This is a genomic window from Janthinobacterium sp. 61, from assembly GCF_002846335.1.
Lineage (GTDB): Bacteria > Pseudomonadota > Gammaproteobacteria > Burkholderiales > Burkholderiaceae_D > Janthinobacterium.
Genome location: NZ_PJMQ01000001.1, coordinates 995,137 through 1,020,522 on the forward strand (window position 1 = coordinate 995,137; position 25,386 = coordinate 1,020,522).

General features: G+C 60.1%; 37 protein-coding genes and 2 pseudogenes. 9 read left to right on the top strand and 30 right to left on the bottom strand.

From position 1 onward, the window contains the following. Nucleotides 1–134: 134 nt before the first annotated feature. Nucleotides 135–3,929 (top strand): Ig-like domain-containing protein, encoded by a 3,795-nt coding sequence (locus CLU92_RS04615; protein WP_101480920.1) that lies wholly within the window; start codon nucleotides 135–137, stop codon nucleotides 3,927–3,929. A gap of 708 nt (nucleotides 3,930–4,637) precedes the next feature. On the opposite strand, the gene CLU92_RS04620 is transcribed toward CLU92_RS04615, so the two are convergent. The 29 genes and pseudogenes from CLU92_RS04620 to CLU92_RS04745 form a co-directional block, all read right to left on the bottom strand. Continuing rightward, nucleotides 4,638–5,837 carry a tyrosine-type recombinase/integrase gene (locus CLU92_RS04620; protein ID WP_306821358.1) on the bottom strand — a complete coding sequence of 400 codons (1,200 nt, stop codon included), beginning with the start codon at nucleotides 5,835–5,837 and terminating at the stop codon, nucleotides 4,638–4,640. Further along, nucleotides 5,759–6,055: a hypothetical protein gene (locus CLU92_RS27985; RefSeq protein WP_218973443.1), complete on the bottom strand. Its 297-nt coding sequence runs from the start codon at nucleotides 6,053–6,055 to the stop codon at nucleotides 5,759–5,761. The genes CLU92_RS04620 and CLU92_RS27985 overlap by 79 nt, the downstream gene beginning before the upstream one ends. Further along, complete coding sequence (locus tag CLU92_RS04630; RefSeq protein WP_101480922.1) at nucleotides 6,052–6,471, bottom strand: hypothetical protein; 420 nt, start codon at nucleotides 6,469–6,471, stop codon at nucleotides 6,052–6,054. The genes CLU92_RS27985 and CLU92_RS04630 overlap by 4 nt, the downstream gene beginning before the upstream one ends. Next, the gene (locus tag CLU92_RS04635) at nucleotides 6,468–6,725 is read right to left on the bottom strand and encodes a hypothetical protein (protein WP_143452530.1); all 258 of its coding nucleotides are present in this window, start codon (nucleotides 6,723–6,725) and stop codon (nucleotides 6,468–6,470) included. Before CLU92_RS04635 ends, CLU92_RS04630 begins: the two co-directional genes overlap by 4 nt. Further along, complete coding sequence (locus CLU92_RS04640; protein ID WP_101480924.1) at nucleotides 6,706–7,026, bottom strand: hypothetical protein; 321 nt, start codon at nucleotides 7,024–7,026, stop codon at nucleotides 6,706–6,708. The genes CLU92_RS04635 and CLU92_RS04640 overlap by 20 nt, the downstream gene beginning before the upstream one ends. Before the next feature lie 9 nt (nucleotides 7,027–7,035). Further along, entirely contained in the window at nucleotides 7,036–7,158 is a 123-nt protein-coding gene (locus tag CLU92_RS28095) for a hypothetical protein (RefSeq protein WP_257560973.1), read from the bottom strand. Beyond that, nucleotides 7,155–7,589 carry a hypothetical protein gene (locus tag CLU92_RS04645; RefSeq protein ID WP_101480925.1) on the bottom strand — a complete coding sequence of 145 codons (435 nt, stop codon included), beginning with the start codon at nucleotides 7,587–7,589 and terminating at the stop codon, nucleotides 7,155–7,157. The genes CLU92_RS28095 and CLU92_RS04645 overlap by 4 nt, the downstream gene beginning before the upstream one ends. Next, nucleotides 7,586–8,251, bottom strand: coding sequence for a hypothetical protein (locus tag CLU92_RS04650; protein WP_101480926.1), 666 nt, complete (start codon nucleotides 8,249–8,251; stop codon nucleotides 7,586–7,588). Before CLU92_RS04650 ends, CLU92_RS04645 begins: the two co-directional genes overlap by 4 nt. Further along, nucleotides 8,248–8,565 carry a hypothetical protein gene (locus CLU92_RS04655; protein WP_101480927.1) on the bottom strand — a complete coding sequence of 106 codons (318 nt, stop codon included), beginning with the start codon at nucleotides 8,563–8,565 and terminating at the stop codon, nucleotides 8,248–8,250. Before CLU92_RS04655 ends, CLU92_RS04650 begins: the two co-directional genes overlap by 4 nt. After that, nucleotides 8,562–8,990, bottom strand: coding sequence for a hypothetical protein (locus tag CLU92_RS04660; RefSeq protein ID WP_101480928.1), 429 nt, complete (start codon nucleotides 8,988–8,990; stop codon nucleotides 8,562–8,564). Before CLU92_RS04660 ends, CLU92_RS04655 begins: the two co-directional genes overlap by 4 nt. Continuing rightward, nucleotides 8,987–9,322: a DNA translocase FtsK gene (locus tag CLU92_RS28405; protein WP_306821377.1), complete on the bottom strand. Its 336-nt coding sequence runs from the start codon at nucleotides 9,320–9,322 to the stop codon at nucleotides 8,987–8,989. The genes CLU92_RS04660 and CLU92_RS28405 overlap by 4 nt, the downstream gene beginning before the upstream one ends. Next, nucleotides 9,314–10,201 (bottom strand): annotated as a pseudogene (locus tag CLU92_RS04665) (recombination-associated protein RdgC); the annotation flags it as partial. The pseudogene CLU92_RS04665 and the gene CLU92_RS28405, both read right to left, overlap by 9 nt. A gap of 2 nt (nucleotides 10,202–10,203) precedes the next feature. Next, nucleotides 10,204–10,599 (bottom strand): hypothetical protein, encoded by a 396-nt coding sequence (locus CLU92_RS27355; protein ID WP_143452531.1) that lies wholly within the window; start codon nucleotides 10,597–10,599, stop codon nucleotides 10,204–10,206. A gap of 237 nt (nucleotides 10,600–10,836) precedes the next feature. Continuing rightward, nucleotides 10,837–11,397, bottom strand: a complete 561-nt coding sequence (locus CLU92_RS04670) for a DUF1367 family protein (RefSeq protein ID WP_373917414.1) — start codon at nucleotides 11,395–11,397, stop codon at nucleotides 10,837–10,839. Continuing rightward, nucleotides 11,327–11,776, bottom strand: a complete 450-nt coding sequence (locus tag CLU92_RS04675) for a hypothetical protein (RefSeq protein WP_101480930.1) — start codon at nucleotides 11,774–11,776, stop codon at nucleotides 11,327–11,329. The genes CLU92_RS04670 and CLU92_RS04675 overlap by 71 nt, the downstream gene beginning before the upstream one ends. Then, on the bottom strand, nucleotides 11,773–12,018 hold the full coding sequence (locus CLU92_RS04680) for a hypothetical protein (protein WP_101480931.1): 246 nt from the start codon (nucleotides 12,016–12,018) through the stop codon (nucleotides 11,773–11,775). Before CLU92_RS04680 ends, CLU92_RS04675 begins: the two co-directional genes overlap by 4 nt. Then, complete coding sequence (locus tag CLU92_RS27990; RefSeq protein WP_257560974.1) at nucleotides 12,015–12,767, bottom strand: KTSC domain-containing protein; 753 nt, start codon at nucleotides 12,765–12,767, stop codon at nucleotides 12,015–12,017. The genes CLU92_RS04680 and CLU92_RS27990 overlap by 4 nt, the downstream gene beginning before the upstream one ends. A gap of 31 nt (nucleotides 12,768–12,798) precedes the next feature. Beyond that, the gene (locus CLU92_RS04695; protein ID WP_101480932.1) at nucleotides 12,799–14,580 is read right to left on the bottom strand and encodes a YqaJ viral recombinase family protein; all 1,782 of its coding nucleotides are present in this window, start codon (nucleotides 14,578–14,580) and stop codon (nucleotides 12,799–12,801) included. 37 nt (nucleotides 14,581–14,617) lie between these two features. Next, nucleotides 14,618–15,556 (bottom strand): RecT family recombinase, encoded by a 939-nt coding sequence (locus CLU92_RS04700; protein WP_101480933.1) that lies wholly within the window; start codon nucleotides 15,554–15,556, stop codon nucleotides 14,618–14,620. Beyond that, on the bottom strand, nucleotides 15,553–15,693 hold the full coding sequence (locus CLU92_RS27675; protein ID WP_180338427.1) for a hypothetical protein: 141 nt from the start codon (nucleotides 15,691–15,693) through the stop codon (nucleotides 15,553–15,555). Before CLU92_RS27675 ends, CLU92_RS04700 begins: the two co-directional genes overlap by 4 nt. Beyond that, nucleotides 15,681–15,914: a hypothetical protein gene (locus CLU92_RS04705; protein WP_101480934.1), complete on the bottom strand. Its 234-nt coding sequence runs from the start codon at nucleotides 15,912–15,914 to the stop codon at nucleotides 15,681–15,683. The genes CLU92_RS27675 and CLU92_RS04705 overlap by 13 nt, the downstream gene beginning before the upstream one ends. After that, a complete protein-coding gene (locus CLU92_RS28105) occupies nucleotides 15,911–16,042 on the bottom strand; it encodes a hypothetical protein (protein ID WP_257560975.1) in 132 nt (43 codons plus the stop codon). Before CLU92_RS28105 ends, CLU92_RS04705 begins: the two co-directional genes overlap by 4 nt. Next, nucleotides 16,039–16,263, bottom strand: a complete 225-nt coding sequence (locus tag CLU92_RS04710) for a hypothetical protein (protein ID WP_101480935.1) — start codon at nucleotides 16,261–16,263, stop codon at nucleotides 16,039–16,041. Before CLU92_RS04710 ends, CLU92_RS28105 begins: the two co-directional genes overlap by 4 nt. Then, the gene (locus CLU92_RS04715; RefSeq protein WP_101480936.1) at nucleotides 16,260–16,505 is read right to left on the bottom strand and encodes a hypothetical protein; all 246 of its coding nucleotides are present in this window, start codon (nucleotides 16,503–16,505) and stop codon (nucleotides 16,260–16,262) included. Before CLU92_RS04715 ends, CLU92_RS04710 begins: the two co-directional genes overlap by 4 nt. 234 nt (nucleotides 16,506–16,739) lie before the next feature. Further along, nucleotides 16,740–16,919, bottom strand: a complete 180-nt coding sequence (locus tag CLU92_RS04720; protein ID WP_101480937.1) for a hypothetical protein — start codon at nucleotides 16,917–16,919, stop codon at nucleotides 16,740–16,742. Nucleotides 16,920–17,046: 127 nt separating this feature from the next. Beyond that, the gene (locus CLU92_RS04725; RefSeq protein WP_101480938.1) at nucleotides 17,047–17,313 is read right to left on the bottom strand and encodes a hypothetical protein; all 267 of its coding nucleotides are present in this window, start codon (nucleotides 17,311–17,313) and stop codon (nucleotides 17,047–17,049) included. Continuing rightward, nucleotides 17,310–17,528 (bottom strand): hypothetical protein, encoded by a 219-nt coding sequence (locus CLU92_RS04730; RefSeq protein ID WP_101480939.1) that lies wholly within the window; start codon nucleotides 17,526–17,528, stop codon nucleotides 17,310–17,312. The genes CLU92_RS04725 and CLU92_RS04730 overlap by 4 nt, the downstream gene beginning before the upstream one ends. 1,246 nt (nucleotides 17,529–18,774) lie before the next feature. Beyond that, nucleotides 18,775–19,584, bottom strand: a complete 810-nt coding sequence (locus CLU92_RS27360; protein WP_143452532.1) for a hypothetical protein — start codon at nucleotides 19,582–19,584, stop codon at nucleotides 18,775–18,777. A gap of 2 nt (nucleotides 19,585–19,586) precedes the next feature. Next, nucleotides 19,587–20,357 carry a S24 family peptidase gene (locus CLU92_RS04745; RefSeq protein ID WP_101480941.1) on the bottom strand — a complete coding sequence of 257 codons (771 nt, stop codon included), beginning with the start codon at nucleotides 20,355–20,357 and terminating at the stop codon, nucleotides 19,587–19,589. A gap of 84 nt (nucleotides 20,358–20,441) precedes the next feature. On the opposite strand from CLU92_RS04745, the gene CLU92_RS04750 reads away from it, so the two are divergent. The 7 genes and pseudogenes from CLU92_RS04750 to CLU92_RS04775 all read left to right on the top strand — a co-directional run bounded on the left by CLU92_RS04750 (nucleotide 20,442) and on the right by CLU92_RS04775 (nucleotide 23,141). After that, a complete protein-coding gene (locus CLU92_RS04750) occupies nucleotides 20,442–20,762 on the top strand; it encodes a Cro/CI family transcriptional regulator (RefSeq protein WP_101484493.1) in 321 nt (106 codons plus the stop codon). Between the two features lie 203 nt (nucleotides 20,763–20,965). Continuing rightward, nucleotides 20,966–21,256, top strand: a complete 291-nt coding sequence (locus CLU92_RS04755; protein ID WP_101480942.1) for a hypothetical protein — start codon at nucleotides 20,966–20,968, stop codon at nucleotides 21,254–21,256. A 17-nt stretch (nucleotides 21,257–21,273) separates the two neighbouring features. Continuing rightward, the gene (locus CLU92_RS04760; protein WP_101480943.1) at nucleotides 21,274–21,489 is read left to right on the top strand and encodes a hypothetical protein; all 216 of its coding nucleotides are present in this window, start codon (nucleotides 21,274–21,276) and stop codon (nucleotides 21,487–21,489) included. Nucleotides 21,490–21,565: 76 nt separating this feature from the next. Further along, nucleotides 21,566–21,805, top strand: a pseudogene (locus CLU92_RS04765) (helix-turn-helix domain-containing protein); the annotation flags it as partial. Between the two features lie 20 nt (nucleotides 21,806–21,825). Continuing rightward, nucleotides 21,826–21,990 carry a hypothetical protein gene (locus CLU92_RS27680; RefSeq protein ID WP_180338428.1) on the top strand — a complete coding sequence of 55 codons (165 nt, stop codon included), beginning with the start codon at nucleotides 21,826–21,828 and terminating at the stop codon, nucleotides 21,988–21,990. Between the two features lie 57 nt (nucleotides 21,991–22,047). After that, a complete protein-coding gene (locus tag CLU92_RS27995; protein WP_218973444.1) occupies nucleotides 22,048–22,755 on the top strand; it encodes a Rha family transcriptional regulator in 708 nt (235 codons plus the stop codon). Beyond that, nucleotides 22,752–23,141 (top strand): hypothetical protein, encoded by a 390-nt coding sequence (locus tag CLU92_RS04775; RefSeq protein WP_101480945.1) that lies wholly within the window; start codon nucleotides 22,752–22,754, stop codon nucleotides 23,139–23,141. The genes CLU92_RS27995 and CLU92_RS04775 overlap by 4 nt, the downstream gene beginning before the upstream one ends. A gap of 11 nt (nucleotides 23,142–23,152) precedes the next feature. Here CLU92_RS04775 and CLU92_RS04780 read toward each other — a convergent pair whose 3' ends face one another. Beyond that, nucleotides 23,153–23,401 carry a hypothetical protein gene (locus CLU92_RS04780; RefSeq protein WP_101480946.1) on the bottom strand — a complete coding sequence of 83 codons (249 nt, stop codon included), beginning with the start codon at nucleotides 23,399–23,401 and terminating at the stop codon, nucleotides 23,153–23,155. A 32-nt stretch (nucleotides 23,402–23,433) separates the two neighbouring features. Here CLU92_RS04780 and CLU92_RS28110 point away from each other — a divergent pair, with 32 nt between their 5' ends. Continuing rightward, nucleotides 23,434–25,365 (top strand): DNA cytosine methyltransferase, encoded by a 1,932-nt coding sequence (locus CLU92_RS28110; RefSeq protein ID WP_257560976.1) that lies wholly within the window; start codon nucleotides 23,434–23,436, stop codon nucleotides 25,363–25,365. The last annotated feature ends 21 nt before the right edge of the window (nucleotides 25,366–25,386 follow it).

Consider the following 25,386-nt stretch of genomic DNA (forward strand, 5'->3'; position numbering starts at 1 on the left):
GGCGTTTGTGAGTCGGAACGGCATGAGTCAGTAGCATCATGCAATCGCCCTGTGTTGCCTACGGCTATCATTTATTGACAATGAGCTTCAGCTCCAGTAGCCTGAGGATATTGTCTAAAGTATAAAGAAAAAAGATGCCTCAGCCCCTTATCTCCAATGTCCAAGCCTATATCGGCGAGCAATTTCTCACGATGTATTTCGATGTGGCGCTCGACGCCGCACATCCGCCGCCAATCGAGGCCTTCGAGGTGTATATCGACGGATTCCCGACCCTGGTGACCGGAGTGCAAGTCGATAGCGTCGCCAAGACCGTCACGTTGAGCTTCAGTGGCTCGCCGCTTAGCGCCAACAACTCCATCGATATCGTGTACTACGATCCGAGCGGCGGCAACGACCTTAATGCCATCCAGGGCGTAGACGGCGCCGATGCGCCCGATTTTATTAGTGGCACCACCGTCTCCGGCGTCCGTCCCCCCCCGTCCGCACCGTCGACGCCGGCGCTCTCCAGCGGCAGCGACAGCGGCATACTGGGCGACGGCATCACGAATGACACAACGCCGACGGTGACCGGCACCGCCGCCGCTAATGCCACCGTCAAGCTGTACGACACCAACGGCACCACCTTACTGGGTAGCAGCACCGCCGATGGTTCCGGCAACTGGAGCATCACCAGCAGCGCGCTGACCGAGGGTACGCACTCGCTTAAGGCGACCCAGACCGACAGCGGCAACAAAACATCGCCGCTGAGCACCGGACTGTCGCTGACCATCGACACCACGGTGATCGCGCCGAGCAGCCTGCAGTTGTCGAACGGCAGCGACAGCGGCAGCCTGGGCGACGGCATTACCAACGCCGGCACGCCGACCATCACCGGCCACGCCGAAGCCAACGCCGCCGTGCGCCTGTACGACACTAACGGCACCACCTTGCTGGGCTCGACCACCGCTGACGGCTCCGGCAACTGGAGCATCACCAGCAGCACGCTGATCGAGGGTGCGCACACGCTGACGGCCAAGCAGACCGACGCCGCCGGCAACGTCTCCGGTACCTCCAGCGGCTTCAGCTACATGCTCGACACCATCGGCCCCGTCGGCATGGCGCTGAGTTCGACCTCGGTGGCGATGTCCAACGCCACCAACGGCGCCACCATCGCCACGCTGTCGGCCACCGATGCCACCGCCATCACCTACGGCTTCGCGGTCGGCAACGGCACCATCGACGCCGACAACGGCAAATTCACCGTCTCCGGCACATCACTTGTGGCGGCGCAGAGCCTGGCCGCCGGCACTTACCATATCTACATGAAGGCCACCGACGCTTCCGGCAATGGCGCGTACCAGATTTTCGCCATCCAAGTGGTCAACGCCCCCAGCGTCACCGCCATCGAGCGCACCGCAGGGGCCTCGCTCACCGTGCCGAGCGGCGCCACCTCGGTGAACTACACTGTCACCTTCGACCAGTCGGTCACCGGCGTCGACACCGGCGACTTCACGCTGACCGCCACCGGCAACGCCGCCGGCACCATCAGCGGGGTCGTCGGCAGTGGCAGCACCTACACCGTCACCGTGAATGGCGTCAGCGGCGACGGCACGCTGCGGCTGGACCTGAACAGTAGCGGCACCGGCATCCAGAACGGCTCGTCGGTCGCTATCATCGGCGGCTACGCGGCGGGCCAGATCTTCGGGCTGGACCACACGGCCTCCTCCGCGCCGTCCACTCCGGTGATGACGGCCGGCGCCGACACAGGCACTTCCAACACCGACGGCATCACCAGCAATGCCATGCCGGAATTCACCGGCACCGCAGAGGCCAACGCCACCGTCAAGCTGTACGACGCCAACGGCACCACCTTGCTGGGCTCGACCACCGCCGACGGCTCCGGCAACTGGAGCATCGCCAGCAGTACGCTGACCGACGGCAGCCATACGCTGACGGCCAAGCAGACCGACGCCGCCGGTAACACCTCGGGCGCCAGCGGTGGATTGGTGGTGGTGATCGACACCAGCGCCGCAGCGCCGGCTGCACCCACGCTGGCCGTTGCCAGCGATGGTGGCGTGCCGGGTGACGGCATCACCAAGTATGCCACGCCGACCATCACAGGCACGGCCGAAGCCCATGCCAGTGTGACGCTGTACGATACCGATGGCACGACCGTGCTGGGTATTGCGACGGCCGATGCCAGCGGTGCCTGGAGCCTCGTTTCTTCTCCCCTGAGCGAAGGCAGTCATACGCTGAGCGTGAAGCAGGTCGACCTGGCAGGCAACGTTTCGTCCATCAGCGCCGGCCTGGCGCTGACCATCGATACGCAGGCGCCGCCCGCGCCGTCCGTTCCTGTGCTGGCAGTCGCCAGCGACAGCGGCACCGTGGGCGACAACATCACCGATATCACCGCACCCGTGATCAAGGGCAGCGCGGAGGCCAACGCCACCGTCAAGCTGTACGATACCGACGGCACGACGGTGTTGGGCACGGCCGTCGCCGATGGCGCGGGTAACTGGAGCATCACGAGCAGTACGTTGGCGGTCGGCGTGCATACCCTGAGCGCCAGGCAGGTCGACCTGGCCGGCAACGAGTCGTCGGCCAGTGCATCGCTGGCGCTGACGATCAAGGCCTTGCCAACGCCGTCGCTGCCGACGACACCCGTTACCTCGATCGATGGCGTGGACGTGACGCAGCAGCCGGTTGCCTTGCCGGGCGGCGGCACAGGTACCCAGACCACGATTCCGATCGTCAGCAACGACCGCAGCGAATCGACCGGCAATGCCAGCGTCGCCGACATTCCACTGGTAACGGCGGGTGTCAATAACCTGCTGCTGGCGCAGCTGTCCCCCGGCTTCGGCTTGACGGCCAGCGGCGGAGCCAGTCAACCGGCCGGCAGTTCGATCGAGCATCTGCTTCAAGCCATCCTGGCGGCCACATCTGGCCATGCCGCCAGCGATCAGGGGCATCTGACCGGCAACGGCCTGGCGTTTTTGAACCAGTTGGCCGCCAGCGTGCCGCTGCTGGTACAGACCATTGTGCCGACCAGTACGCCGACGGCGCCGAGCGGCGCGCTGACGCTGACCGGCACCAGCACCGACGCGCAACACACGGCGTTGGTCATCGACGCCAGCCATCTGGCCGCCAGCAGCTCGCTGGTGCTAAACGCTGTGGATTTCGCCGCCATCGTCGGTGCCGCCAACGTGGTTGCCAATACCAGCGGGCAGGTTTTGGCGGGCGACGCCGCCAGCCAGCAATTCACGGTTTCTTCAGCCAGTGGCGGTGCAGTATTCTCGGGCGGCGGCAACGATACCCTGCTGTTCAATTCGCCGTCGGCCGCACCGGCCGGTGCCACGGGAGTGGCCGCGCGGGCTGCTGCCGGCGCTGACACGACCACTATCCTGCACGGTGGACTGGGCAGCGATACTGTGGCTTTCAGCGGCGCCAGTTCCGACTACACGGTGGAGGCCCATGAAGGCTATCTGATTGTGACCGCCAAGACGCAGCCGACGCAGCACGCGCTGGTATTGAACGCGGAGAACCTAAAGTTCAGCGATACCACGGTGGCCGTCGAAAATCGAGGGGTGCTGACGTCGATTGCCGGCCTGTACCAGGATATTCTGGGGCGCCAGGCCGACTACTTGGGCATCGAGTATTGGGCCACGGCGGAAAAGAATGGCGTCAGCATGGGCAAAATTGCGCTCGACATGATCAGCGCGTCAGAGGGCCACCTCTTGCAGTCCACGCCTTTTAACGGTAATAGCGCGCATGATCTGGAACTGCTGTACCAAGGGATCTTCAGTCGCCACAGCGATGCTGGTGGATTGACGTACTGGAGCGACAAGATGGCGCAGGGCATGAGCCTGGAATTGGTGGCACAGAACATGATCGCCGCCGAGGAAATGAACGGGCACAAGGTGGCGGTGCAGGACTGGAATTTCTTCGCCTAGCCGTGCCGTCGGTGCGGAGATCTGCTGCCTGAGGTCTCCGCTCGCCTGAGCTGTCGGGTGTGGCGCGACATCAAGTAACGATTTCGCGCCGCACACCAAGAGGCCTATTGATGCCCATCATGGGTAGCATGGCGAATGACCGGGCTGCCGCCTGTTGTTTTGACCTGGCGGTTTGCATTGGCCCGTACGCTACCGGAACCCGGCCGCCTCGCCACCTTAATTGCGCTGTAGGCGCTCGCTCGGGTGCTGACAGCTGACGGGCGCGCTGTAGCGGGTGGCGAGGGCGAAGCTGTCCAGCCCTATCAGATCGCCGCTGCGGTGTTCGACAATGCCGCTTGATCTGCAACGGCACACTGCAAGCAGAGGAGGGCGCCCAGCGCGTGCTTCATTGCAATCTTTCTATTTGCTCATGCTTGCAGATGGCACTGCCTTCGATTATGTCGGGTGCCTGTCTACCTGATCTTGGGCAGCATCAGAAAGAGACGAAGAAGCCGCCAAAACAGGGGCGAAATTTGGGCGAAAACGTGGACATTTCCAGACATTTCGATGGGGCCGAAAACGGCATTCCCACTATGTCTACCGAGGTTTGTGAATGTTCAAGACAAGAGGCAGGAATTTCTGTATAAATTGCTTCCTATCCCAAGGGCCAGCATTCATGCGGGCTCCAAGGGGGCGCGACAATTTGAGGGCGAAACGAGGGCGAATTGCTTACCGAATCATTCTTTTCTTTCCTTCGATCATTCTCAGGTAGAAGTCGGGCAGCAAACCATCATCGTGCTCAAGCCAGCGTGCATAAATTCGCGTGACCATCGTCGTATCCGCATGCCCCATCTGCTTGGCCACGTACATCAAATTTTCTCCGCATGAGAGCAGCGTCGAGGCGAAAGTGTGGCGCGTTTGGTACTGTGTTCGGTGCCTGACGCCCGCTTTCTTCAATGTTGGAATCCACACTCTATTCAGCCTGTCACTGGTGTCCCAGCCTCGTCCGGTCGCCGGATCGAGGAAAACGGGGCCATTGGCAAGACGGCTATATTGCTCTTGAGCTCTCAAAGCGTCATACGCGCCGCGACGAAGATCGATCACGCGCTTGCTGGATTTCGTCTTTGTATTATTGCTTGTTACGCCGACAACTCGCGCGCGCTCCACTTTTACCGTGCAATTTTCCCAATCGATCGACTCCCATTTCAATGCCATGTATTCGCTTGGGCGCATACCTGTTGCGAAGGCGAATAGCCAGATGTTGCGCAGTTGCTCATCTGCGGCTGTCAGTATTTTTTTGATCTCTTCAGCGCTGAACGGGTCAGCTGTGGGTGTTTTTGCGTACGCATCGCGACTGAGCACCTTCCGCAGCCTGACTCTATCAAGAGGGCTGCTTTCAATAAGATCATCATTCACTGCCTGGTCGAGCACGCTGCGAAAAGGTATCAACATCTGACTGATGGACGCGGCCGATAGGTGCAAAGTGCCAAGCCAGGCTCTTATCGCGGCTGGAGTCAGGTCGCGGACACGAGTTGACTCCCACTGCGGCTGCAGCTTTGAGGTATAGCTGCGGCGATAATTTTTTAGGCTGCTGGGCGCAAGTGTCCGCTCGTACACTGCGTACTGCTCCACGAGTAATTCGCCCACCGTCACGTTATTGCGATCCGTGCGAATCCCCAGCTTTGCGAGTTGAGGCGAATCAGGAAAATATTTGACGTACGAGAACGTGCCCATTTCGATCGCGTTGAGGATCTCGCCGCGCAGGCGCTCCGCATACCTAATATTTGCCTTCGAATGGGTCAGCAGCAAGGTCTCCCTGCATTCCGATCCACGATACATGAACTTTATTCTTATCGACTCGCTTTTGGCATGCGCACGTAGCTCAATGCCTGGCGCGACGGACTTACTTGTTCCCATTTTGCAACCCATTCTTCTACTGCCGGCAGGTTGATCCACAGCCGGCCATCCACAATTTTGCATTGATTGCCGTCGAGCCACTTGCCAGCCTTACGGCGGGCCTGCACGGAATCGACGGAATCGCCTGATATTTCGACGTAGCGCTCCAGCTTCACCCAGGTAAGGGGCTGGTGTGCACGCTCAATTGCGGCAACCATTCTGGCCACCACGTCGTGCTCGCTCATGTTCATGGCGCGCTCCCATCCGCCTTACTGACAGCGATAGCGGCCAAGCCAACAACTCGCGTTGGCGCCTTGATGTACCCGCTGTTCATTTCCACGTTTTCCAGGTTCTCGTGGCTGTAGACGACGCGGCCATTCAGATCTAACGCTGCGAAAAGGACGGCATACGGGTTTGTTTCGCCCTGAATCGCTGGGGCGGCAGGCGCTGCAGCGAGTATGGCGCGGAACACAGCATTGCCAGTCCAAATTTTATTGATGGCCGTGGTGTCGATCCGCACAGCCTGCGCGCCAGCGGCCTGCATGGCGTCATTTGGCTCGGCGGGCACCTGCTTCCAGCCATCCGGCACGGCCAGGTGCTGCGGCGCTGCGGCGACCGAAGGAGGCGCAGCTTGCTCCAGCGCGTCAATACTATCGTTGTTGATCATTCTGCATGCTCCAAAAAGGTTATCTCGCTGGGCTGGCGCGGTGTCGCGTCGCCCATCAGGTAAAGCACGGAAGACACGCCGCCGCCCAGCACCTGGGCACCCATGGCGCGCAAGTGGTGCTGCTTGCCCTCGAACAGCACGGGCTGGCAGGTGTGGATCGCACGCAGCACCGCACGGTCCAGCTTGTAGGCGGCCTCGCCGGGGTTTCCGGCGCAGGCGCTGGGCTGCGGCCGCTCATTGCGCCACCGGCGCACGGCGGGCAAACCAAGCCACCGGGCCGTCTTCGCTTTCGTGCAGGGCCAGCAGGAACCAGTCATCGCCAGCTGGCGACGCAGGCTGCCAGGAGGCAATTGCACAGGGATCACCATCACCGTAGCTATCGAACATGGCCGGCGCGTCACTCTCCATCCAGACCATCTGCATCAGTAGCCCATGGGACTGGAGCCATTTCTTCACATTCTCGACGTCGCCATAATCAATAGCTGGCAGGTCCGGATGGGCATACGATCCGTTGGTGTCGCGCACGACCGGCGCCCATTCAATAAGCTTGCTCATATTTACCTTTCAGGTTGTCGCGGCCAGGACGCCCGCCAGGGTCGCCACCACGTAAATCAGGATCAGGGCCGCCGCCACTCGCGCGGCGCCGGGGCTACGCTCGCTGTTCGGCATTTCGTCGTTGTCGGTCATGGCTTCACCTTTACGGCTCTCCCGCCGCGCCACCGCCAGCCTGGCGCAATCTGGCTGTAGCGCCACATACCCATGCGATCGCTGGTGGTCATGCGCGGCCACGGCTTGCCGCCGCACTCCCATTCCGGCCCCTCCCAGTAGTCCGCTGGCAAGCGGGCGTGATCGTAATGCTGGCACCAGCCGACGCGCGAATCATGGCCGTACCACTCGCCATCAAAGTCCTGGCGGCCAAATTCCGGGATGCCACTGATGCGCTGCCACAGGGCATATTCAGCTGGCCGGTGCAGGCGTAACCATTTTGCGCGCGTAAAGGAGAATGGCTCGTCAGCCAGGCCTTGCTCGCCCGATGGGGCATACTTCGTCGTGTCACCATGGCTGCGCAGCAACTGGACGGCGCGCTTTGCCTGCTTCTTATAGATGCGCGGGTTCACGGTGCCACCCGCTTGAACTCGATCACCCACACCCATGGGTTGGCTGCCCAGCTACCGGCGCCGTTGATGGATTCCCAGAGGTGGCTGAAGTGCTCGCTCGGTGTCGCGTGGTAGTTGTAACTTGGAATGACGCCATGGCCACCAGGCGTGCCTTCGGCGCGTGCGTCGGCGTCGCTGCAGTCATTCAGGCGCTCGACGCGCACGGACACGATCTCCAGCAGGATGCGGCTGGCGCGCCGGGGCATGTGGATGGATGGATGCCACGCCGAACGCGGGTCGCCATCACCATCGTCATCGCCGGACCATTGAAAGGCACCGTCAGCCGCATAGATTACATGGCCAGAGTAGTAGCCTTGGCCGAATGGCATTTCGCTGATTGCCGTCGCAGGGCGATCAGGCGCCCAATCAATCAGATTGCAGGCCTCATCCCATGCGTGGCTGATGACGCCCCACGTCTCGCGCACCCAGTTGCGATCGCCTGGCTGGCCATAGGGGCAATGCGCGACCATGCCACCCGCATAGGTGGCCGCGCCATCAATAACCGATTGCGGCGCAGGCGCCGCCAATCCGACTTTCTTGACGATGCGCCGTGTCTGCGTCTTGCTGCCGTCGAGCGCGGCGCGCACCATGGCGCCGTTCATGAGGATAGGGCGCTCTTTCATGCTTTTTCTCCAACAGCCGGCGTGGCCGCAAACATATCGGCGGTTTTGGTATCGCGCACCACCGGCGGCGGCAGCACGTCCAGGAATTCGCCGATGGTCAGTGCGTTGTCGCGTGGGCCATACGGCAGACAGTCGACGGTCCAGTCGTCCGGAAGGTCGGCCTCGGTCCGGATTTCTCCATCGGCCACCGCGTCGATGGGCTGGTCTTTGATCTCGCCAAAGTCCGACTTAAAGCGGATTTCGGCTTCGCGCTCGCTGGTGGCCATGATGACGGCCGTCAGGGTGGCGCTGACGGTGTAAAGGCGGTTGATCATGTGGCGCCGCCTTTCAAGACTTCGCGCACGCCGACCATCACCTCATCGAACTCGGCCGACGTGCACGGCATGCCTTCGTCGTGATCGGCGATGCTGTCGCTGTCGTCGAGCTTCTTGATCGCCAGGAGCAGGGCGCTCGCCGTGCGCAGCTTTTCTTCCAGGACTTTGGCATATGCATTCATGCCAGCCGCCGTCCAGCCACCGCCAAGGGCATCGTCATGCAAGCTATCGAGCGCATTCCAGCAGGCGACCAGGCGACGGGCGTTGGCCTCGCGCATGCCGGGCGCGTTCTTGAAGTCGATGACGACGGCGATGGCGTGGCCAGTGAACTCCGGCCCGGTGCCGCAGATGACAGTTTCGTGCGCGCCGTCATTGTCGAAAATCTGGTCGTCCACCACCAGCAGGCAGGGGGTCTGTTCGCTCATGCTGCTGCTCCCGCCACGGCCGCGACCGTGTAGATACCCTGCGTGCCCTTGACCACGCCGCCGGCTTCCATCGCCTCGATCAGCCGGGCCGCCCGGTTGTATCCAATGCCCAAATACCGCTGCACCAGGGATATCGATGCGCGCTGCCGGCTGCGCACCAGCTCGACGGACTGCTCGTACAGCGGATCGCTCGCGCTGCCGTCAGCTGGCGGCACGGTACCGGGCGCTTGGCCGTTCAATTCCAGCACCACGCGTTGCTCACGCACAGGCTCATGGCCTTTGGCTGGCGCCGCGTTTGCGGCCGGGCGCGCCGCAGGCTCCAAGGCATCCACTTCACCGCCCAGCGCATCGACCAGGTCGGCCAGCAGCTTGGCCAGCTCGCCCGCCATCAGGGCGAAATCGCTGTCGAAGCGCTCGTCGTCGTTGCGCGTGGCGCTTTCTTTGATGATTTCCAGCGGCTTGACCGACTTGATGGCCAGGCTCTCGTCCAGCACGAAGCTGATCTTGTCGCTCCAGGTCATGGCCAGGCGCGTGCACTGCTTGCCGGCGGCGATGTGGCGACGGATATCGTCCGCTTCCAGGGTGTGGCGCTTGTATGCCACCTGGGCCTTACTCTCTCCAGTGGCGCGCATGATTGCGTCCTGGTCGACCGTGAAGCCGGCAGGGGATTCGTCCGCTTGCAGCCACTCCGTCATTGCGCCCACTGGTGAGCGCTGCACGCGCAGGCTTTCCAGCGGCAGCTTGTCCACGGACTTGAGCAGCAGCTTGATCACTTCATCGGCCTTGGCCGGGCTGGCCGCGTCCACCACCAGCCAGCCGTTGACCGGATCGATCCACACGGCCGTGCTGCTGAGGATGGCAAAGGCGCGCGGCAGCAGCTCGTCAGTGACGCGCTCCTTCAGTTCCTTCATGGCCTTCTTTCCGGGCGCGAAGCCCTGGGCTTCTTCCATTTCCAGCGCGCGGGCGGCGGCCACCTGGTTGATCACGGTCGACGGCAGCAGCTTTTTCTCGGTTTTCAGCTGCAGCAGGAACTGGCCGCCGACGGCGTGCACGAGCGGCTGATCGGCGCCGCGCGGCGCGGCCCAGCCTTGGCGTACCAGATCCATACTGGTGGCGGGCGTGAACTGCTGCGGCGCCAGTGCCTGCTCGAGCAGGGCGGCCGTCATGGAGAACCCGGCCAGACGGTAGATTTGTAAGTTTTTGAAGAACATGGTCATTTCCTAAGTAGTTCGAAGGCGTTTTCAATGCCTAGCTTTTCGATTTGTCGATTTAAACGCTGGGCGGTTACCCCAAGTTCAATAGCCCAATCCTTTCGACATTGAGTTTTACCGCCGTACTCAATCAAATGTGTGCTACGTCTATTCCTGCACTGCTCACTGTTCGACGCCCACCTGCAGTTTTCTGGCGCATAACCTTTGCTGTTGTCGATGCGCTCGATCGACATGCCAGGTGGCCGCTCACCCATGTCAGCTAGGAATACTTCGAAAGAATCCCATGCTTCACAAACGGTAATTCCCCGGCTGCCATAATCTGCATAGCCAGATGCAGTTGGGTTCTGGCAGCGCGCACGCATGGTTTTCCAGATGACATGAGTTGTTGTGCGGGACATGCCATGCGTCGCACGGCCTCGATTTCTCTCGACAGTGAGGCAACCGCATGACTGAGTAGCACCGGATGAAAGGTGCTGACTACGAACAGTCGCCTCTCTTCCGCAGTCGCACACGCAGCGCCACATAACGCGCTTTGCTCCGTTTGGATTACGCTCGATTACGCGTAGGCGGCCGAATCGCTGACCTGCTAGTTGCAACATTTTCATGAGAATCCTTTTCGTACTGCAATGCGCCACTCAGGTGAATGCCAGCAACTGGTTAATTACGTTGTCCAGGTCCTGCCTGGTGTATTTGGTCAAAATCCGGGACAGGATCACGTCGATGGTGGCGCTGTACAGCGCCTCAAACTGGATCTCGTCCATTTGCGCAAACGAAATGCTTTTCGCCTCCAGGCGCACCTCGCCCTTGAGGTTCACCGTCGATTCGAAGAAGCCGGCCAGGATCGCTAGGTCTTTCCGGAAGCGCTCCTTGTTCTTCGCCACTGGCTGGCCCTGGTAGGTCAGGCCGCCGCGCGGTTCCCACTGATCAAAGGCGAAAGTCACCAGGGCGAAGTATTTTTTGTGGAACTGGTAGTTCCGCACCTTCTTGAAGTCGGCGTGCATCAGCGCGCCGGCTTTCATCTTCTGGATGAAATCGGCTGCCGCCTCGTCGTGCGGCACGAGGATGTTGGCCATTTTCATGAGCACGATTTCTGTCAAGGCGGTGCTCCTGCAGCGCGGCGCGCCGTCACGCTGGCACCGCTTTCCCGATATCAGCAGCGACTCGGACGATGGCGCGGCGTGTGGCGGCCTCCACACCTCTCACCAATCCCCTCACATCAACGAGGTAATTCGCATGACTAACTTCGCTCGGGTCATCCGACGAAAACATACTTTCTGGAACATAAGGGACAGTGATGCCGCGTGGATGTTTTGTATATCTGGATCGCAAACTCTCAGACTTATGAGCAGCAACATAGTAGTTTTGATCGGCGCGAAAGATGAATTCGACTCCCATTTTTACAGCCAGGCACAGCGCGTGACCATCGTCGGTGAGCGGGTTCCAGTTCGTCTTGTCGGTGGTCCAGAGGCCAAGGTGATCAGCGCCGGCGGCGTCACGTTCAGCTTGCTTTGTGGCGTTGACGGTCAATCCCGCCGCCTTGGCCGCCAGCACCAGCAGTTCGCGGTCGGTACTCACGCCGCAACTTTCGACGGCGTCACGCGCTCCAGGTCATAGCAGCCGCGAATACCATCTAGCCAGATGACGGCGGTGTGCCCGCTTAGCACCTGAGCCTCGCTGGTGGTGACCGTCTCGCGGATTTCGCCACTATCCAGTTCGACGCTGACGGCGGCGCCGACCTGGTGCGCGGCATTGAACTTGTCGCAAGCAGCCTGGAGCTTTGCAGACGCCTGTGCCTGACGTTCGGCTCGGGTGGTCATGCTGCACCGCCCAGGTCAGCCACGTCGATCACGATGCCTCGGCAGTACGGTTCGCCGCCTTCCACGATTTCAAACGTGGCGTGCGGCATGTCGGTGCGGTAAGTCCAGCTATAGCCGTCTTCCTTGGCCCACAGGGCATCAACGGCGCGCACCTGCGGCGCCCGGGCGAAATAATCCTTGAGTGCATCGTCGTCGTGCTGGATATCCTCGCGGAACGGCAGCAAGCCCTTGGCGTCGAGCAGAGCGATGGTCGGCGCGCCGCACTCGTCGTCTATGAAGCCACGGAACTCCATCAGGTCGTCGCTGGCACCAAAGATCACGATCAAGCCGGCCGCCTTGGCCTGCATTTCCTCTTCTTTCAGCATTTCCTTGCCGTATTCGCGGCCCGTCAGCAGGCCAGCCAACAGTTCCTTGCTCAGCTTGATCGGCGCGGCTTCGGCCAAGCTGGCCGGTTTAACGGCCGGCTGCGGCGCAGTGTGGTTGAACGCCGCCTGATCGATCTTCGAATACGGAAACTGGTCGGCGAACTTCTTGATGCGATGGATGAAAAACTTGCCTTGCGACTCAGCGCCCAGGAATTCAGCGAACAGATCGGCGCTGAAATTCTGGTAGTGGTAAATGTCGCTCTGGCCGGTCGACTTCTTCGGGTGGAACTGGATGGCCAGCACGTTCAGTTCTGGCACGTGGCCGATGGCTGCAAACTGGCTGGACTCGACCTGATACATGACGATTTGAGGGATGGTGCTCACAATGTTTTCCTAGTAATGGGTGGGGCGGTGGTTATGCGGCTTCGGCGATCAGGCCGGCGCGCGCGGCGACAAAGTCGAACTTGGCCAAGCGGTCGATGGCCTCGGCCGCCGTCAGGCCGAACTGTTCGAACAGCACATCGAGGATGTCGCTGTCGGATGGGTAGAGGTCATCGGCAGCGGCGTCGAGGAGGTCAGGCGATGGCGCTGGGCGGCTCGGCGCCGGGACCGGTGCAGCGGCTGCTGGCGTGCGGCGCGTGGTGATAGGCGCGGTAGATTTGGGCGTCGCCACTTGGGTGACCGGCTCGGCGGCACGCTCCGCAGCGATCTGCGAGGCTTGTTCTGCCAGTTGGCGTTGCGTGTCGGCGGCCGTGCGCTCGCGTTCGGCCTGTGCCGCCTCTGCCGCGAGGCGGTCAGATTCGACCTGTGCCAGGCGGATCGTTTCGGCGGCTGCCTTTTCTGCCTTGACGCGCTCCTCTTCCCGGATCCGTGCCCGCTCGGCTTCGGCCTTTGCTTCCTCCGCGCGCTTGTGGTCCGCGATGCGGGTGGTGATGATGAGCTGGAAGTCTTCCATTGGCTTGCCGATGATGTTGGCCATGTCCATGAACAGGAAGCCGTAGGTAGCGGCGTGTTCGCGGCACCAGGCCTGCTTGGCGCGGTAGTCGGCGGCTTGTGTGTTGGCGGCGATCTTGGCATTGGCCAGCGTGGTGCTGACGGCATCGCGCAGGCTGCCCAGGGTGCGCTTGTTTTTCATGGCGCCTGCAAAATCCGGCTGGGGCTGCTGCAGGCGCAGCGGCGTGATTTCGGTTTCGAGCGCGGCGATGTGGGCGGTAAAGGCGTGCCGGCCTTCGTTCAGGATGGTTTCCTTGATCTGTTCCTTGCGGGTTTTCACCAGCTTTTCCAGTTCCAGGCGCTTAGCGCGGAACTGCGCCTTAATGTGGTCGACCGTGCGCATCACCTCGTCAATGGTAGCGGTCTGTGCCAGGGCAGCAGACTTGGCCAGTTCCAGCTTGTCTTCCGCTTCGCCGCAATACTTGACGGTGTTTTCGGCATTGGCGAAGTCTTCGTCGGTTTCCAGCTTGGTGTTGATTTTGGCAATGAACTTCTCGGCGGCGGCCTTGTACGCTACCAAATTGCTGCTGACGACCTTGCCTTCGGTCTGGACGACCAGGGCGGGTAGGGCGGCGATAGGCTCGGCTGCTGGCTTCTCGGCAATGTCCATCTGTGTGTAATTTGCGACGTCGATATCGAACTGCTCCCAGCCGCCGACAATGCGCGCGAACCAGGCTGTGTCCGGATATACCCACATCCAGACCATGTTGTTTTCAGTGCCGTCGGACGTCATGAACAGCCACTTCTCGGCGCCGGTCACCATCAGCTGCTGCTGGACCTGCGGCTGGTGCTCTTCCGGCAGCTCGTCGGAGCGAACCGACGCCGCCAGCTCTGCATTCCATTGCTTGTGCTCGAAGCCGATGGTTTCGGCCATGTTTAAGCCGTCGCACGAGGCGCTTTCGCGGCCCAGCGACAGGGTGGCGGGGTAGAGGTCGTCGCCGATGATGCGCTCGGCGAACGGGCGCGCCAGCGCTTCGACCTCGTGGCCATAATCCAGGATGTTTTCCTGTACCCAATCGCTGAATTCCTTGGCCAGGCCTGTCGCCTTCATGCGCACCAGTTCGCTGCGAGTTACCTTCTTCGACAGACCCAGCATCGCGGCTGCCTCGCTGGCGCCGTGGTGGTTGAAGCGGAACGCGTGCCAGTCGTCGCTGCCTTGGAGCAGATTGTGGATTTCGCGGGTGAGTGTGTTTTCGCGTTGCATGATGTGTCCTCGATGGTTTTATTGTTGGATGTGGCGATTACTCGTTTTCATGCGACCAGCTGTCGATGGTCAGTTTTTGCGCTTCGGTGAAGGTTGCGCGGGTGCTGAGCATTGCGATCAGCTGCGCCGGCGTTTTCTTCTTACTCAGGATGGTTTGGCGCCATTCCGGCGTTTTTTGCTTGAACAGCTCGTCAGTACATTCCGGCAGCTGATCGATGGTGCGATCATCTGCAGCAGGTGCGGCCGGCGTGATGTCGCGCATTTCGCGGTTCGTTTCTTCAAGCTCGTCGGGCGTATAGACGCCCAAGATCACGTCAGGGGCATACAGCCGGCTCCAGCGCTTCACAGCGAGGTAGGCCAATTGCTGGCGCGGGTCGGTCGCCCAGAGCGGCGAGTTGCGCACGGTGGCCTGGACCAGCAGCAGTTCGAGATAGCGCGGCTCGCTTTCGCCGCGCAGCGTCGCCCAAATGCGTACGCCGCAACCTTCTTCGTCTTGCATGGGATAATCCGGCACGCGGTATTGATAAGCTTTTTTGTAGTCTTTATCGCCCGGCTTGCCCTTGGCAGCCGCCTCGCACACGCGCGTTTTGCCAATGATTTTCTCCCACGTCCCGAACCATTCGTAATTGAACCGGTCGCGGGTGACGCCGCTGGACTGGATGGCCGCGTTCACCAGTTGCCCTTCGTATCCGAGCGTGCCGTTCACCAGGTGCGTCTTCTGCGCCACTGCGAATGGGTTCATCTTCCACTGCATGGCCTGCATGACGACAGCAGCGCAGTCGGCAGAGCTTCCTTTCAGGTGATCCGGGATGGTTGAGCGGCCCTTGGCCATGATGTCGGCCAGGCGCATGATGCTATCCATGCTCGCAACATCGAGGATCAGGGAGGCGCTGCTGGTACTGGCGACGGACAGATCGCCTTGACCGTACTGTGCTGTTTGCAGGGCCGTTTGACCCTCTTGGGTTGCTGCGTTCATGACTTTTTCCTTGTGAGTTTTATGATTTCCGACTTCAACAGCGCCAGGCGGACGGCGTAGACGATGGCGTGGCCGGCATGCCAGTTGCGCAGGGCCTGGCTGGCCACGTCCACCACGGCTTGGCTTACGATGTCCACTGCGCCTCCCGGTGGGCGCGGCCCAGGCGCTTGACGCGCGCAGCGGATTCGTCCAGGTCGATTAGCGCTTCGATCTGCGCGGTGATCAGTTCCTTGCGCATTTCTTCAAGCCCTGCCAGCTCGCGGCGCACGCCGGCCAGGCGCATCTTGTTCATGTGGTGCTGGTGCTGCGCCTGGTAGTGGCGGTGGGCGGCCAGCAGGCGGTGGAAGAGGGCGATCATGGGCGCACCATCGCAGTCACACCCAGGGCGCCATTGTCGTAAGCCGCGTCCTGCAGGGCGCCCAGGTCGCCAATGGCGGGATAGCTGTGCATTCCTTCGGCAGTGCGGATGGTGATGATGTAGCTCACGATGCGCTCCCTTCACGTCCAGCCAGCAGCACGCGGATGCCGTTGCGTGCGGTCGTGGCCTTGGGTCCGTAGCAGGCGCCGGCCGGGATATGGTCGGTTGCGTCCAGGCAGCCGCTGTTCAGCGCCGATTCGACGCCAGCGTCCTGGTGGGCAAAGGCGAGGGCGGCAGACACGGCCAGGCGGGACTGGCGTCCGGCGGTGACATTGCGGGCGGCGATCATTTGGCGCGCTCCGCAAGCATGGCGTCGGCCATGTTGTATGCCTCGCTTGCCGTGAGCGTCCAATGGTCTTCTTCTGGATACTCGAGCGCCCAGTTATATGCTGCCGGCAGAGCTTTTGCGGCAAAGTAGTCGCGCAGCGTCATGCCTTCCGCGAGGCGTTGCGCCAGGCCTACTGTGCCTGGCTGGTGCGCGGCAAAAGGGTCATGCACTGGAAACGCTGGCCCGCCTGTGTTTTTGCTCATGTCCCGCTCCTTTGGTTAATTGGCTGTTGACGACCCGGTCAATTCGTCGGGCGTGTGATTCCTGCGGCTGGTGGGCCGCCAACAAAGCAAGGGGCTGGTCACAAACCCAGCTGCTTCAAGGCCGGTCTTCGCTTTTGCTGCGCGACGATCGAGGCGAAGTTCACGCCCGTCCCTTGCTTTGTTGGCCGCCGGTTACGCCGGCGAAACGGGCCAGGGCGACTGACCGGACTGAAATTAGGCTGCCGACACCTGCGAAGGGCGAAAGCGCTGGCTTTGCGTCGAGCCGTCCAGCAGCACTTCCAGGAAGTCCCCACGGGCGCCCGGATGCGTCTTCACGAACTTGCCCGGGCGCGGCAGCGGCTCGGTTTTCGTGCCCTTCACATTTACCTTCTGGTTTTCTTTGAAATTCGACATGCTGTATTTCCTTCAAGGTTGGTTGCGGCGCCGGGCTTCCCCGGGCGCCTGATCCTCACGAAGATCAATCGGGGCATGCTGATCCCACAGGGCATTTATCCGGCCTGCCGGCCTGTCCCGCCTTGAACTACGGCGCGGGCGACCGCTGATCTTGTTTGGCCAGCTCGACCAGGTGGCCGACCTCCTTGCCGTAGAAGGTGTTGCAGGGCGAGGCCATGCGTGCATCCGTCAGGGCCATGGCATGCGCCACACTTTTGTTGCGGGCGCGGACCTTGTTGCGGTACGTGCCGTCCGTGAAGCGAATCGTGACGTCGAAATGAAAGCGCGGGGCTGGCGCCTGGTGCTGCGCCAGTTCAGCTTGCAGTTGGGCGGCGTCGTGGTCGCGGGCGCTCACGCTGCAACCTTCGAAAACTCGCCGACAGCGTCCTCGACAGACCAGTCCGAGGCGAACAGTTCGTCAGCGAGTTCCAGTGCTGTCGCATCGAGCTTGAATTCCAGCAGCGCTTCAAGAACCGTCACCCAGCGGGCGAAGGCGCGTTCTAGTGCAAAGTCGCTGCAAGCCTCGGCGCTGCGGAAGCTGCGGACATTGGCGATGATGTCTGTGTGCATGGTCTCCTCCAGTGAGTGATGGACTAGCCGTGCGCTTCGACGTGCACCACCGGCATTACTTCGCCGGCGGCAATCAGGGCTGCTTCAAGGGCTTTCAGTTCGGCTGGCGACATAGTTTGCTCCGGTGTTTGTTGTTGGATAAATGAACTATAGCAATTTGCTTTCAGCATAGCAAGAGCAATTTGCTTTTATCTTTTTGAATTCCTGTAAAATGTTTCAGTCGCCGGAAATTTCAGGCGACTGGAAGCCCGAACCAAATCTCGCCGGGTTGTGCAAGTCCAGATAGATGGAGCTGGTACCGCCTCCCACTACCCAAGGGGCAACCAGCGAAACGAGCAAGGCGTGTAGGGCGGCAAGAAGGCGTGGATTGGCCGCAGGCGTGGGTGATAGAGGGCAGAGCGCCAATTGACGGGAGCCGGAAACGGCCGAACGTCTGCCCTGTGAAACGCGTCCCTGGATACTCAGCAGAAATGTGGTACTTCACGGAGTAAAGTTTATTGCTTGACTAATGGAAAGTGCTGTTCTCGGTCCCGAAGCATAGGGCATAGAAAAAAACGCAGTGCTCTGGACCTTGAAGACCAAGGTCAAGAGCTAACTTCAAGAGCAAGTTAACGATTTTTGAGTACCTTTTAGAGCGGAAAACATAGTGGAAAATAATTTGGTCCCGATGGGACAAAAAAAATCCCCGACTGGCGGGGAGGTTGCAGAGCTATTGAATGCTGATGATGGCAGTCATCTTGACATGATTATGATGCCGTGTACTCCATCCAAGGAATCCGCGATGGGTCCACGTTTGCAAGGAATTGCACCAGATCTTTTCGACCCTGATACTGGAATCTGCCGCGGGAATCTTGCGACGCCAGAACAATTGGCGCGCCTGGGAAATATGGTTGGAAAGCTCTCATTGCGTCCTGTGCCGCGATCTGACTTTGCATAGCGCTCGGTTTAACGACAACGATGGCAAAGGTTACATTCTGCTCTTTAATTAAAGCTCCTTGAAATTTCATTCTTACCTTTCGTAGTAAATGGATGCGCCCACAGCAGGGAAGCAATAGGGCGCACATCATTGTAGTGAAATTGATAAGTTGAATTATCACGAAAGGTAACACGGGCGTGGATTGGCGAACTACATGCTTAAGCTGGAAATCGAGGACTGACTGCGTGTCAGCACCTAACCAGCCAGCCCATCGCATGGTGCGCTGCTGGTGCCCGGCATAAAAAAACCCGCGCGCGGCTGGCTGATGGCCTAATCAAGATGCTTTAGAGTCTTAAAAGTAAGGCCCAAATTAGTTGCCTTGAGCACTTCAAATCTGGCCCCCTTAAAGCCGATAACGCGCCCTTCTCCCAGATCGTACTTTAGGTCCTGACTAAACGCGGGTCGAGCAAGGTCATTTTGATACTCTCGATAAACGAGAGAAATCACGTTTTTGGACACTCCGGTGTAGATCAATTCTTTCTTCTGATTGTCAGGGGAGATTTCGACCATATCTGATACTTTTTCAAAAATTATGGGCATCGTAGGTTTGTCAACAAAGGCATGGGTTTGTGTTCTTGGCGACCAAAATACCAGTACCGCTTCGGACGCATTCTTCGGAACGAAAATTCCTGCTCGACTTTTCTCACGGGAATTGACTGTTGGCAGGGTTCTGTAGGCATTCTCAGAGGCAAAAAATGAGCCATTTAGATCTTCGCCGATTTTTCTTAGTGTCCCAGATGGAATATCTAAGCGAACTAGCACACCGTTATTGCGCGTTTCATGAGTCAGGTCATTTGGTAATTTTATCGCTTGAGTAGATAGCGAATAACGTCGCGATATCAATGTATTTCCCAACTCCGTGGTTATTACTTGATCCAGTGAGGGGCTATTTTCAACGCTAAAGACTCCGGGTTTAAGGTTGATTGTATGTTGCTCAAGTGTGGTGCGCTGCACAGCTATAGGTCCACCCGGTTCGATATTCGGACTTGCGCAGCCGATAATAACGGATGCCAGTGCTAATGCGCTAAAAGTTTTTCTCACCTGAATCCCAATCGTAGACTTAATGAATAACAACCACATTTCTATAGTCGATCCTTGAAATTGCGCGCCTCGAACCGCACTATGCGCCCAACAATAATGCAATCACCTCCACGGCAAAGCCTTCTCGCGTATTGCGGGTCGCCATTTTCGGAGGTCATGTACCACTCGCGCCCCTCATATTTTAGGCGCTTAATGACGGACTCGCCATTGAAATTAATGGCGTAGACGCCTCCACTTATTTTTTTATTATCGGCGATATTTACCACGGCGATATCGCCCTGGTACAGCAGGGGTTGCATGCTATCACCTCGCACTTTGACTGCAATCAGACAGTGCGGGACATAATCATTTTCCTCGACCCACTGCAATGGTACATCTAATGTGCCGCCATCTTCAAAGTCTTGCTCCACTTCAAATCCCATGATCCCGGCCTGCAGGTGCATTGTGACGAGTTTGATGGGAATCGTCGCAGGGCTGGATTCGCCTACCGTAACGCGGCGGGCGCCTGGCAATAGAGGGTGGGCAGGGGAGGTAGACACGGGATCGCCGTGATCTTGAGGGACATCCTCAATCTGGTCGCTGCCGTGGTTAGCATCCATCCAACCCTCCGGTTTGCCGCAGCCGGCTTCCAGCTTGCGAGCCAACTTATCGCCCACTCCGCGCGCGGTGCCGGTGGATGACTTCGCACTATTCAATATTTGACTGAGATACATGGGGGCTGTGGCTGCGCGTTGCGCCACGGCGTCCGCTGTCCTGAATTCTTTGACGAGCGTTCGGAGATTTTCGATGCGGATTTCTTTAGATGTAGCCATAGGGACATTTAATAGCAAAACGCTTTATATAGGAATATGCAAATTGCTATTGCCAGAGTAAAAGCAAATTGCTATAGTGAGGTCATGAAACTCATCGAATACGTCAAAGGTCGCGGATCCCAGCGCGACTTAGCCGACAAGATCGGCATCACCCCAGTGCTTATTAGCCAATGGGCGAATGCGCTGCGGCCAGTTCCTCCTGAGCGCTGCGTCGAGATCGAACGCGCTACAGGAGGCGAGGTTTCCCGCAAAGACCTGCGCCCAGAAGACTGGCACAAGATCTGGCCCGAACTGGTTGCTGTCGACCCGGGCCACGCCGTCCGCCAGCCGCCCACCACCAACGCCATCTTTGACACCGTACCTGCGCGCACTGCAGTCGGCATTGACGCAGGAGCGAAGCCATGATGCCCCTGATCCCAATTTCCCCGCCTCGGCCGGCAGATGACTTCGTGCACGTCCCGCTGCTTGAAACGCAACAGTTGCCGCCTGTTGTGCCGTTCGAGGAGTGCGCATCGCCCTCAAGCGAGCGCCCACCGTAAAACAGCACCAAGCACGACCTGCATTTCGCTGCACCCAAACCCTGTAACACCGACCACCAGGAGAAAACCATGAAACAGAAGCAAAAACGCACCGCACTCGTAAAGGGCTACATCACGGACGACAACAAGGATGCCTTGCAAGCCGCGTGCACTGCGATGCGCAAGAGCGTCAGCGACGTGCTGAACGAATGCACCATCGTAATCATCCGCAATCACCTGGACGCCAGGCCGAAACGGAATGATACGCCGCCGTTTTCCAGCGGAGCTAGGCCCAAATTAATAAATAACAGGGCCCAGATTGTGCCGGCACCGCGCCCGTGCTTCGGCGTCGTCCCACGCGTCGTGCGGATGCGGGTTTAACGGCATGGAGGCAGCTATTGAATAAACATGCCGAGGTCACAGCCGAGGAGAAGGAGCTGATCTTCCAGCGTTCGATGATTTACCGCCAGGCCGAGAAAGACCTGCAGGGCGCCAAGGACGGGGAGGGCGAGATCGCGGCGAAGGCCGCGCACAAGGAAGCGCGCCAGAAATGGCGCGATGCCACCGACAGGGTGGCGAAGAAATACGAGGTGCCGCGGCGCGAGCCGCCATAACGAACCCGCACCCAACAGCTACAGCATCGCATGGCCGGAATCGGCCACTTTAATCACCATCAATTAGGAATATGACATGACGCAAACAACTGCAATCAAGCCGTACCGCTCACTGGACGACGCCCACGGCAACAACGAATTGCTCGACTTGCTGCTGGCCAAGGGCCCGAAGAACGACGCAGCTCTGGCTCGCGCGCTGGAAGTGGCGCCACCAGTGATTTCCAAGATTCGCCATGGCCGCCTGCCTATCGGCGCCTCGCTGTTGATCCGCATGCACGAGGTGTTCGACGTGTCCATCGGCGAGCTCAAGCGCATCGCGCGCGCCGAGGTGGCGGCTTGACCTGGACGACCAAGCAGCCGGAAGGTGGCGCGCCGACGCAGGCCGAGCAGGGCGCCCAGCATCAAGAGCACGTCGAGCGTGAACTGGCGGTCGACCCCGGCCATGTCCGAACGCGTCAGCACTACGAAGCAATGCTGCAGGAACTGCAAGGCCAGAAATGAAAAAAGCCCGCTTGCAGGCGGGCTTCCTTGAAACGCAATAAATCCCGGAAAGAATTTATGACGCCAATTGTACAACAACATCCGACCATGACCAGTCGTGAAATCGCGGAATTGACTGGCAGCACGCATGATGCGGTGCTGAAAACCATTCGCCGCTTGCTCGCCGAGGGTGTCGTTTCTGGAAACGAGACCCCATACAAGCACCCGCAGAACAGCCAAACGTATAGCGAGTTCCTCCTGTCGTTCCGCGACACGATGGTGGTCGTTTCCGGCTATAGCGCCGAGCTGCGCGCCAAGATCATCGATCGTTGGCAGGAACTTGAGGCGAAGCAGTTGGCCACGCCGGCCGCCGCACCGAAGCCCAGCGCAATCTCGCCCGCCAAGGAATTCCGCGCCATCTTCGGTATTGCGCGCCTGATCGGCCTCGACAAGAATGCCGCTGCCATCAGCGCGAACCAGGGCACGGCCGCCCTGACCGGAGTCAACATGCTGCAGCTAATGGAGCGCACGCACCTGGCCACGCCCGAGCAAGAAATCTGTTTCACGCCTACAGAAATGGGCCGCCGCTTCGTCAAAAGCGCCAAGGACTTCAACCAGCTGCTGGCCCAGGCTGGCCTGCAAGAGCAGATCGCCGGCCACTGGGTGCCGACGGCGAAAGGGCGCGCGCATGCCGTGGTGCTCGATACCGGCAAGGCGCATTCCAGCGGCACGCCCATCCAGCAAGTGAAATGGCGCGATTCCGTGCTGGCGGAGGTGGCATTGTGACTGGCCAAGCTGACAATCGCGCGCGCCCGCCTGTTGGCGTAGCTACCATCCGCAATTCCGCCAACGCCGACCGCGCTGCCGAAATCCTGGCCACAGTCAAGCGCTGCGGCGCCGCAACCATCGGCGATATCGCTCTTGATCTGACCCTGCACCGCGAAACCGTCCGCAAGCGCCTGGCCAAGCTGGTCAAAGCCGGCCAGCTGGTGCTGATTGAGCCAGCAGCTGCGCACGTTCGCGCCCTGTACGGCATGCCCGATCTGGACGATCAGGCTGAATTTGACCTATACCGCAAACGTAGCAGCAACTGGCCGCGGGGAGAGCATAGCCGTGATCCTTTGGTGGCTGCGATGTTTGGCGCACCTGCAGCAGAGGTGGTGCGATGCTGAAAATGCAATCTTCAAATGTTGTCGGCGAACCATTGATCGTCGATCCAGTCCTTTGCGATCTTCAATGCATGCTCACGGGCCTCCTTCTCTGTTTCTGGAGGCCGCAACTCGTTGCGGATTCCGGATGCCGTCTGAACCTTGGCAAGCGGAGCTCTCGAAATTATAAAACTTCCCGTGAATTTCCCCGAGTTACCCCGAGTGCTGAGTTGCTGGGCGGAGACTTCGATGTCACAACCGCGGTATTTGTAACTTTCGCGCATCAGGATCTCCCAGTTGAGAAAGGAATCTTAGCATGAAGCGTGATTCCTTCAATATGGCCATGCCCATTACTTTCGGCTCCGTATGCAGCGGCCTTGAGGCTGCCAGCGTCGCCTGGACCCCGCTCGGCTGGCGCGCTGCTTGGTTAGCTGAGATCGAGCCTTTCCCCTGTGCCGTGCTGGCGCATCACTATCCGGACGTGCCGAACCTGGGCGACATGACCAAGGTTGCTGCTCTGGTCCGTGACAGGTTCGTGCCGGCGCCGGACGTGTTTTGCGGCGGCACGCCATGCCAAGCGTTCTCGATTGCGGGCCTGCGCAATTCACTCGACGACGAACGCGGCAACCTTTCCCTTGTTTTTTGTGAGATTGCAGATGAAATTGACGCACGACGCGCTGCAGCTGGACTTCTTCCAACCGTTGTCTTCTGGGAAAACGTTCCTGGCGTACTCTCCACAAAAGACAATGCCTTCGGCTGCTTCCTTGCTGGCCTTTCCGGCGAAGATGATCCAATCGAACCGGCAGGGGGCAAATGGACGAACGCTGGTTGTGTGTATGGCCCCGCGCGAACAGTCGCGTGGCGGATCCTCGACGCCCAATATTTCGGAGTGGCCCAACGACGCCGTCGTGTGTTCATTATCGCAAGTGCTGGAGAAGGGTTCGATCCCGCACAGGTACTTTTTGAGTTCGACGGCGTGCGCCGGGATTCTCCGCCGAGCCGAGAATCGCCACAAGACATTGCCGGCACAGTTAGAGCGAGCGCTGCGCGCCGTGGCGGAGTGCAAGACGAATGTGGCCTCGGGTTGCAGCCAGTCAGTACCGAGGATACTGGCGGAACACGACAGAGCGACGGGGGCGACCTTGCTTTCGGTGCTTCCGTAGCTGCTCCGGAGGTGCACAGTGTCGAGCGTCCGCGCGGAGATGGCCTTGACATGCTAATCGCTGGCACGCTCCAGGCGAACGGCAAGGCAGCTGGCAGCGCCACGCAGCAGGATGCAGAGTCCGGCATGCTGATCCCCATGGCATTTGGCGGCAACAATCTTGCCGGTGAAATCCACGTTGCCACCGCTTGTCGCGCACATGCTGGCCCGCACCTGGATTTTGAAAGCGAGACATTCCTGGTGCAGCAGGCAGCCTATCCGATCCAAAACGCTACGCGCGGCAAGGATCAGAACGGCCTGGGTATCGGCGATGCCGACGCGCCAATGTACACGCTGGACAACGGGGCGCAGCATGGTGTTGCTGTAGCGCCCATCGCCTTCAGCAGCAAGGACTACGGCGGCGACGCCTGCTACGACCTGTCACCGACGCTACGCGCTGGAAACCACGCCGGTAGTCATGCCAACGCCGCCAGTCCGCCGGCTATTGCCTTCGACGCGCGCCAGGACTGCGTGAGCAGTACCAGCGTATTCGGCGCTCTGGGCACGTCCAGCCCGCAAGCGCAGGCGGTCTGCATCACCGGCAATATCACCCACACTCTCAAGGCCGAGGGCTTCGATGCCAGTGAGGATGGCACCGGGCGTGGGCAGCCGATTGTGGCTGCCTTCGCCGAGAACAGCCGCGCCGAAATCCGCCTGGAAGGCGGCGACGGCAGGCGCACCGGCGCGCTGTCGACCGGCGGCGGCAAGGCTGGCCAAGGCACGCCTATGGTGCTGGCGGGCATGGCAGTCCGCCGCCTCACGCCCCGCGAATGTGAGCGCCTGCAGGATATGCCCGACGACTACACCCTTATACCCTTCGGCCGCGCCATCCACCCGGAAAAGCTTGATCGGGACTGGATTAAGTACCTGATGCGCGGCGGCGTGATGACACGCGACCAGGTTGCGCGCGCAGCAGCTGACGGCCCGCGCTACAAGGCTATCGGCAACAGCTGGGCCGTGTCGAACGTGGCCTGGCTCGGTCGCCGGATTGATGCTGCTATGCGCGCCAACTTCGCGCATGAGCGCGAGATTGCGAGGGTGGCATGAGCATCGAGTCCCCGCGAATAT

Excerpts from the sequence above, each read along its gene's own strand:
- CLU92_RS04615 (WP_101480920.1), top strand. The coding sequence starts at position 135 with ATGCCTCAGCCCCTTATCTCCAATGTCCAAGCCTATATCGGCGAGCAA.
- CLU92_RS04620 (WP_306821358.1), bottom strand. The coding sequence starts at position 5,837 with ATGGGTTGCAAAATGGGAACAAGTAAGTCCGTCGCGCCAGGCATTGAG.
- CLU92_RS27985 (WP_218973443.1), bottom strand. The coding sequence starts at position 6,055 with ATGAACATGAGCGAGCACGACGTGGTGGCCAGAATGGTTGCCGCAATT.
- CLU92_RS04630 (WP_101480922.1), bottom strand. The coding sequence starts at position 6,471 with ATGATCAACAACGATAGTATTGACGCGCTGGAGCAAGCTGCGCCTCCT.
- CLU92_RS04640 (WP_101480924.1), bottom strand. The coding sequence starts at position 7,026 with ATGAGCAAGCTTATTGAATGGGCGCCGGTCGTGCGCGACACCAACGGA.
- CLU92_RS28095 (WP_257560973.1), bottom strand. The coding sequence starts at position 7,158 with ATGACCGACAACGACGAAATGCCGAACAGCGAGCGTAGCCCCGGCGCC.
- CLU92_RS04650 (WP_101480926.1), bottom strand. The coding sequence starts at position 8,251 with ATGAAAGAGCGCCCTATCCTCATGAACGGCGCCATGGTGCGCGCCGCG.
- CLU92_RS04655 (WP_101480927.1), bottom strand. The coding sequence starts at position 8,565 with ATGATCAACCGCCTTTACACCGTCAGCGCCACCCTGACGGCCGTCATC.
- CLU92_RS04660 (WP_101480928.1), bottom strand. The coding sequence starts at position 8,990 with ATGAGCGAACAGACCCCCTGCCTGCTGGTGGTGGACGACCAGATTTTC.
- CLU92_RS27355 (WP_143452531.1), bottom strand. The coding sequence starts at position 10,599 with ATGTCCCGCACAACAACTCATGTCATCTGGAAAACCATGCGTGCGCGC.
- CLU92_RS04680 (WP_101480931.1), bottom strand. The coding sequence starts at position 12,018 with ATGACCACCCGAGCCGAACGTCAGGCACAGGCGTCTGCAAAGCTCCAG.
- CLU92_RS04695 (WP_101480932.1), bottom strand. The coding sequence starts at position 14,580 with ATGCAACGCGAAAACACACTCACCCGCGAAATCCACAATCTGCTCCAA.
- CLU92_RS04700 (WP_101480933.1), bottom strand. The coding sequence starts at position 15,556 with ATGAACGCAGCAACCCAAGAGGGTCAAACGGCCCTGCAAACAGCACAG.
- CLU92_RS04705 (WP_101480934.1), bottom strand. The coding sequence starts at position 15,914 with ATGATCGCCCTCTTCCACCGCCTGCTGGCCGCCCACCGCCACTACCAG.
- CLU92_RS04710 (WP_101480935.1), bottom strand. The coding sequence starts at position 16,263 with ATGATCGCCGCCCGCAATGTCACCGCCGGACGCCAGTCCCGCCTGGCC.
- CLU92_RS04715 (WP_101480936.1), bottom strand. The coding sequence starts at position 16,505 with ATGAGCAAAAACACAGGCGGGCCAGCGTTTCCAGTGCATGACCCTTTT.
- CLU92_RS04720 (WP_101480937.1), bottom strand. The coding sequence starts at position 16,919 with ATGTCGAATTTCAAAGAAAACCAGAAGGTAAATGTGAAGGGCACGAAA.
- CLU92_RS04730 (WP_101480939.1), bottom strand. The coding sequence starts at position 17,528 with ATGCACACAGACATCATCGCCAATGTCCGCAGCTTCCGCAGCGCCGAG.
- CLU92_RS27360 (WP_143452532.1), bottom strand. The coding sequence starts at position 19,584 with ATGTGGTTGTTATTCATTAAGTCTACGATTGGGATTCAGGTGAGAAAA.
- CLU92_RS04745 (WP_101480941.1), bottom strand. The coding sequence starts at position 20,357 with ATGGCTACATCTAAAGAAATCCGCATCGAAAATCTCCGAACGCTCGTC.
- CLU92_RS04750 (WP_101484493.1), top strand. The coding sequence starts at position 20,442 with ATGAAACTCATCGAATACGTCAAAGGTCGCGGATCCCAGCGCGACTTA.
- CLU92_RS04755 (WP_101480942.1), top strand. The coding sequence starts at position 20,966 with ATGAAACAGAAGCAAAAACGCACCGCACTCGTAAAGGGCTACATCACG.
- CLU92_RS27995 (WP_218973444.1), top strand. The coding sequence starts at position 22,048 with ATGACGCCAATTGTACAACAACATCCGACCATGACCAGTCGTGAAATC.
- CLU92_RS04780 (WP_101480946.1), bottom strand. The coding sequence starts at position 23,401 with ATGCGCGAAAGTTACAAATACCGCGGTTGTGACATCGAAGTCTCCGCC.
- CLU92_RS28110 (WP_257560976.1), top strand. The coding sequence starts at position 23,434 with ATGAAGCGTGATTCCTTCAATATGGCCATGCCCATTACTTTCGGCTCC.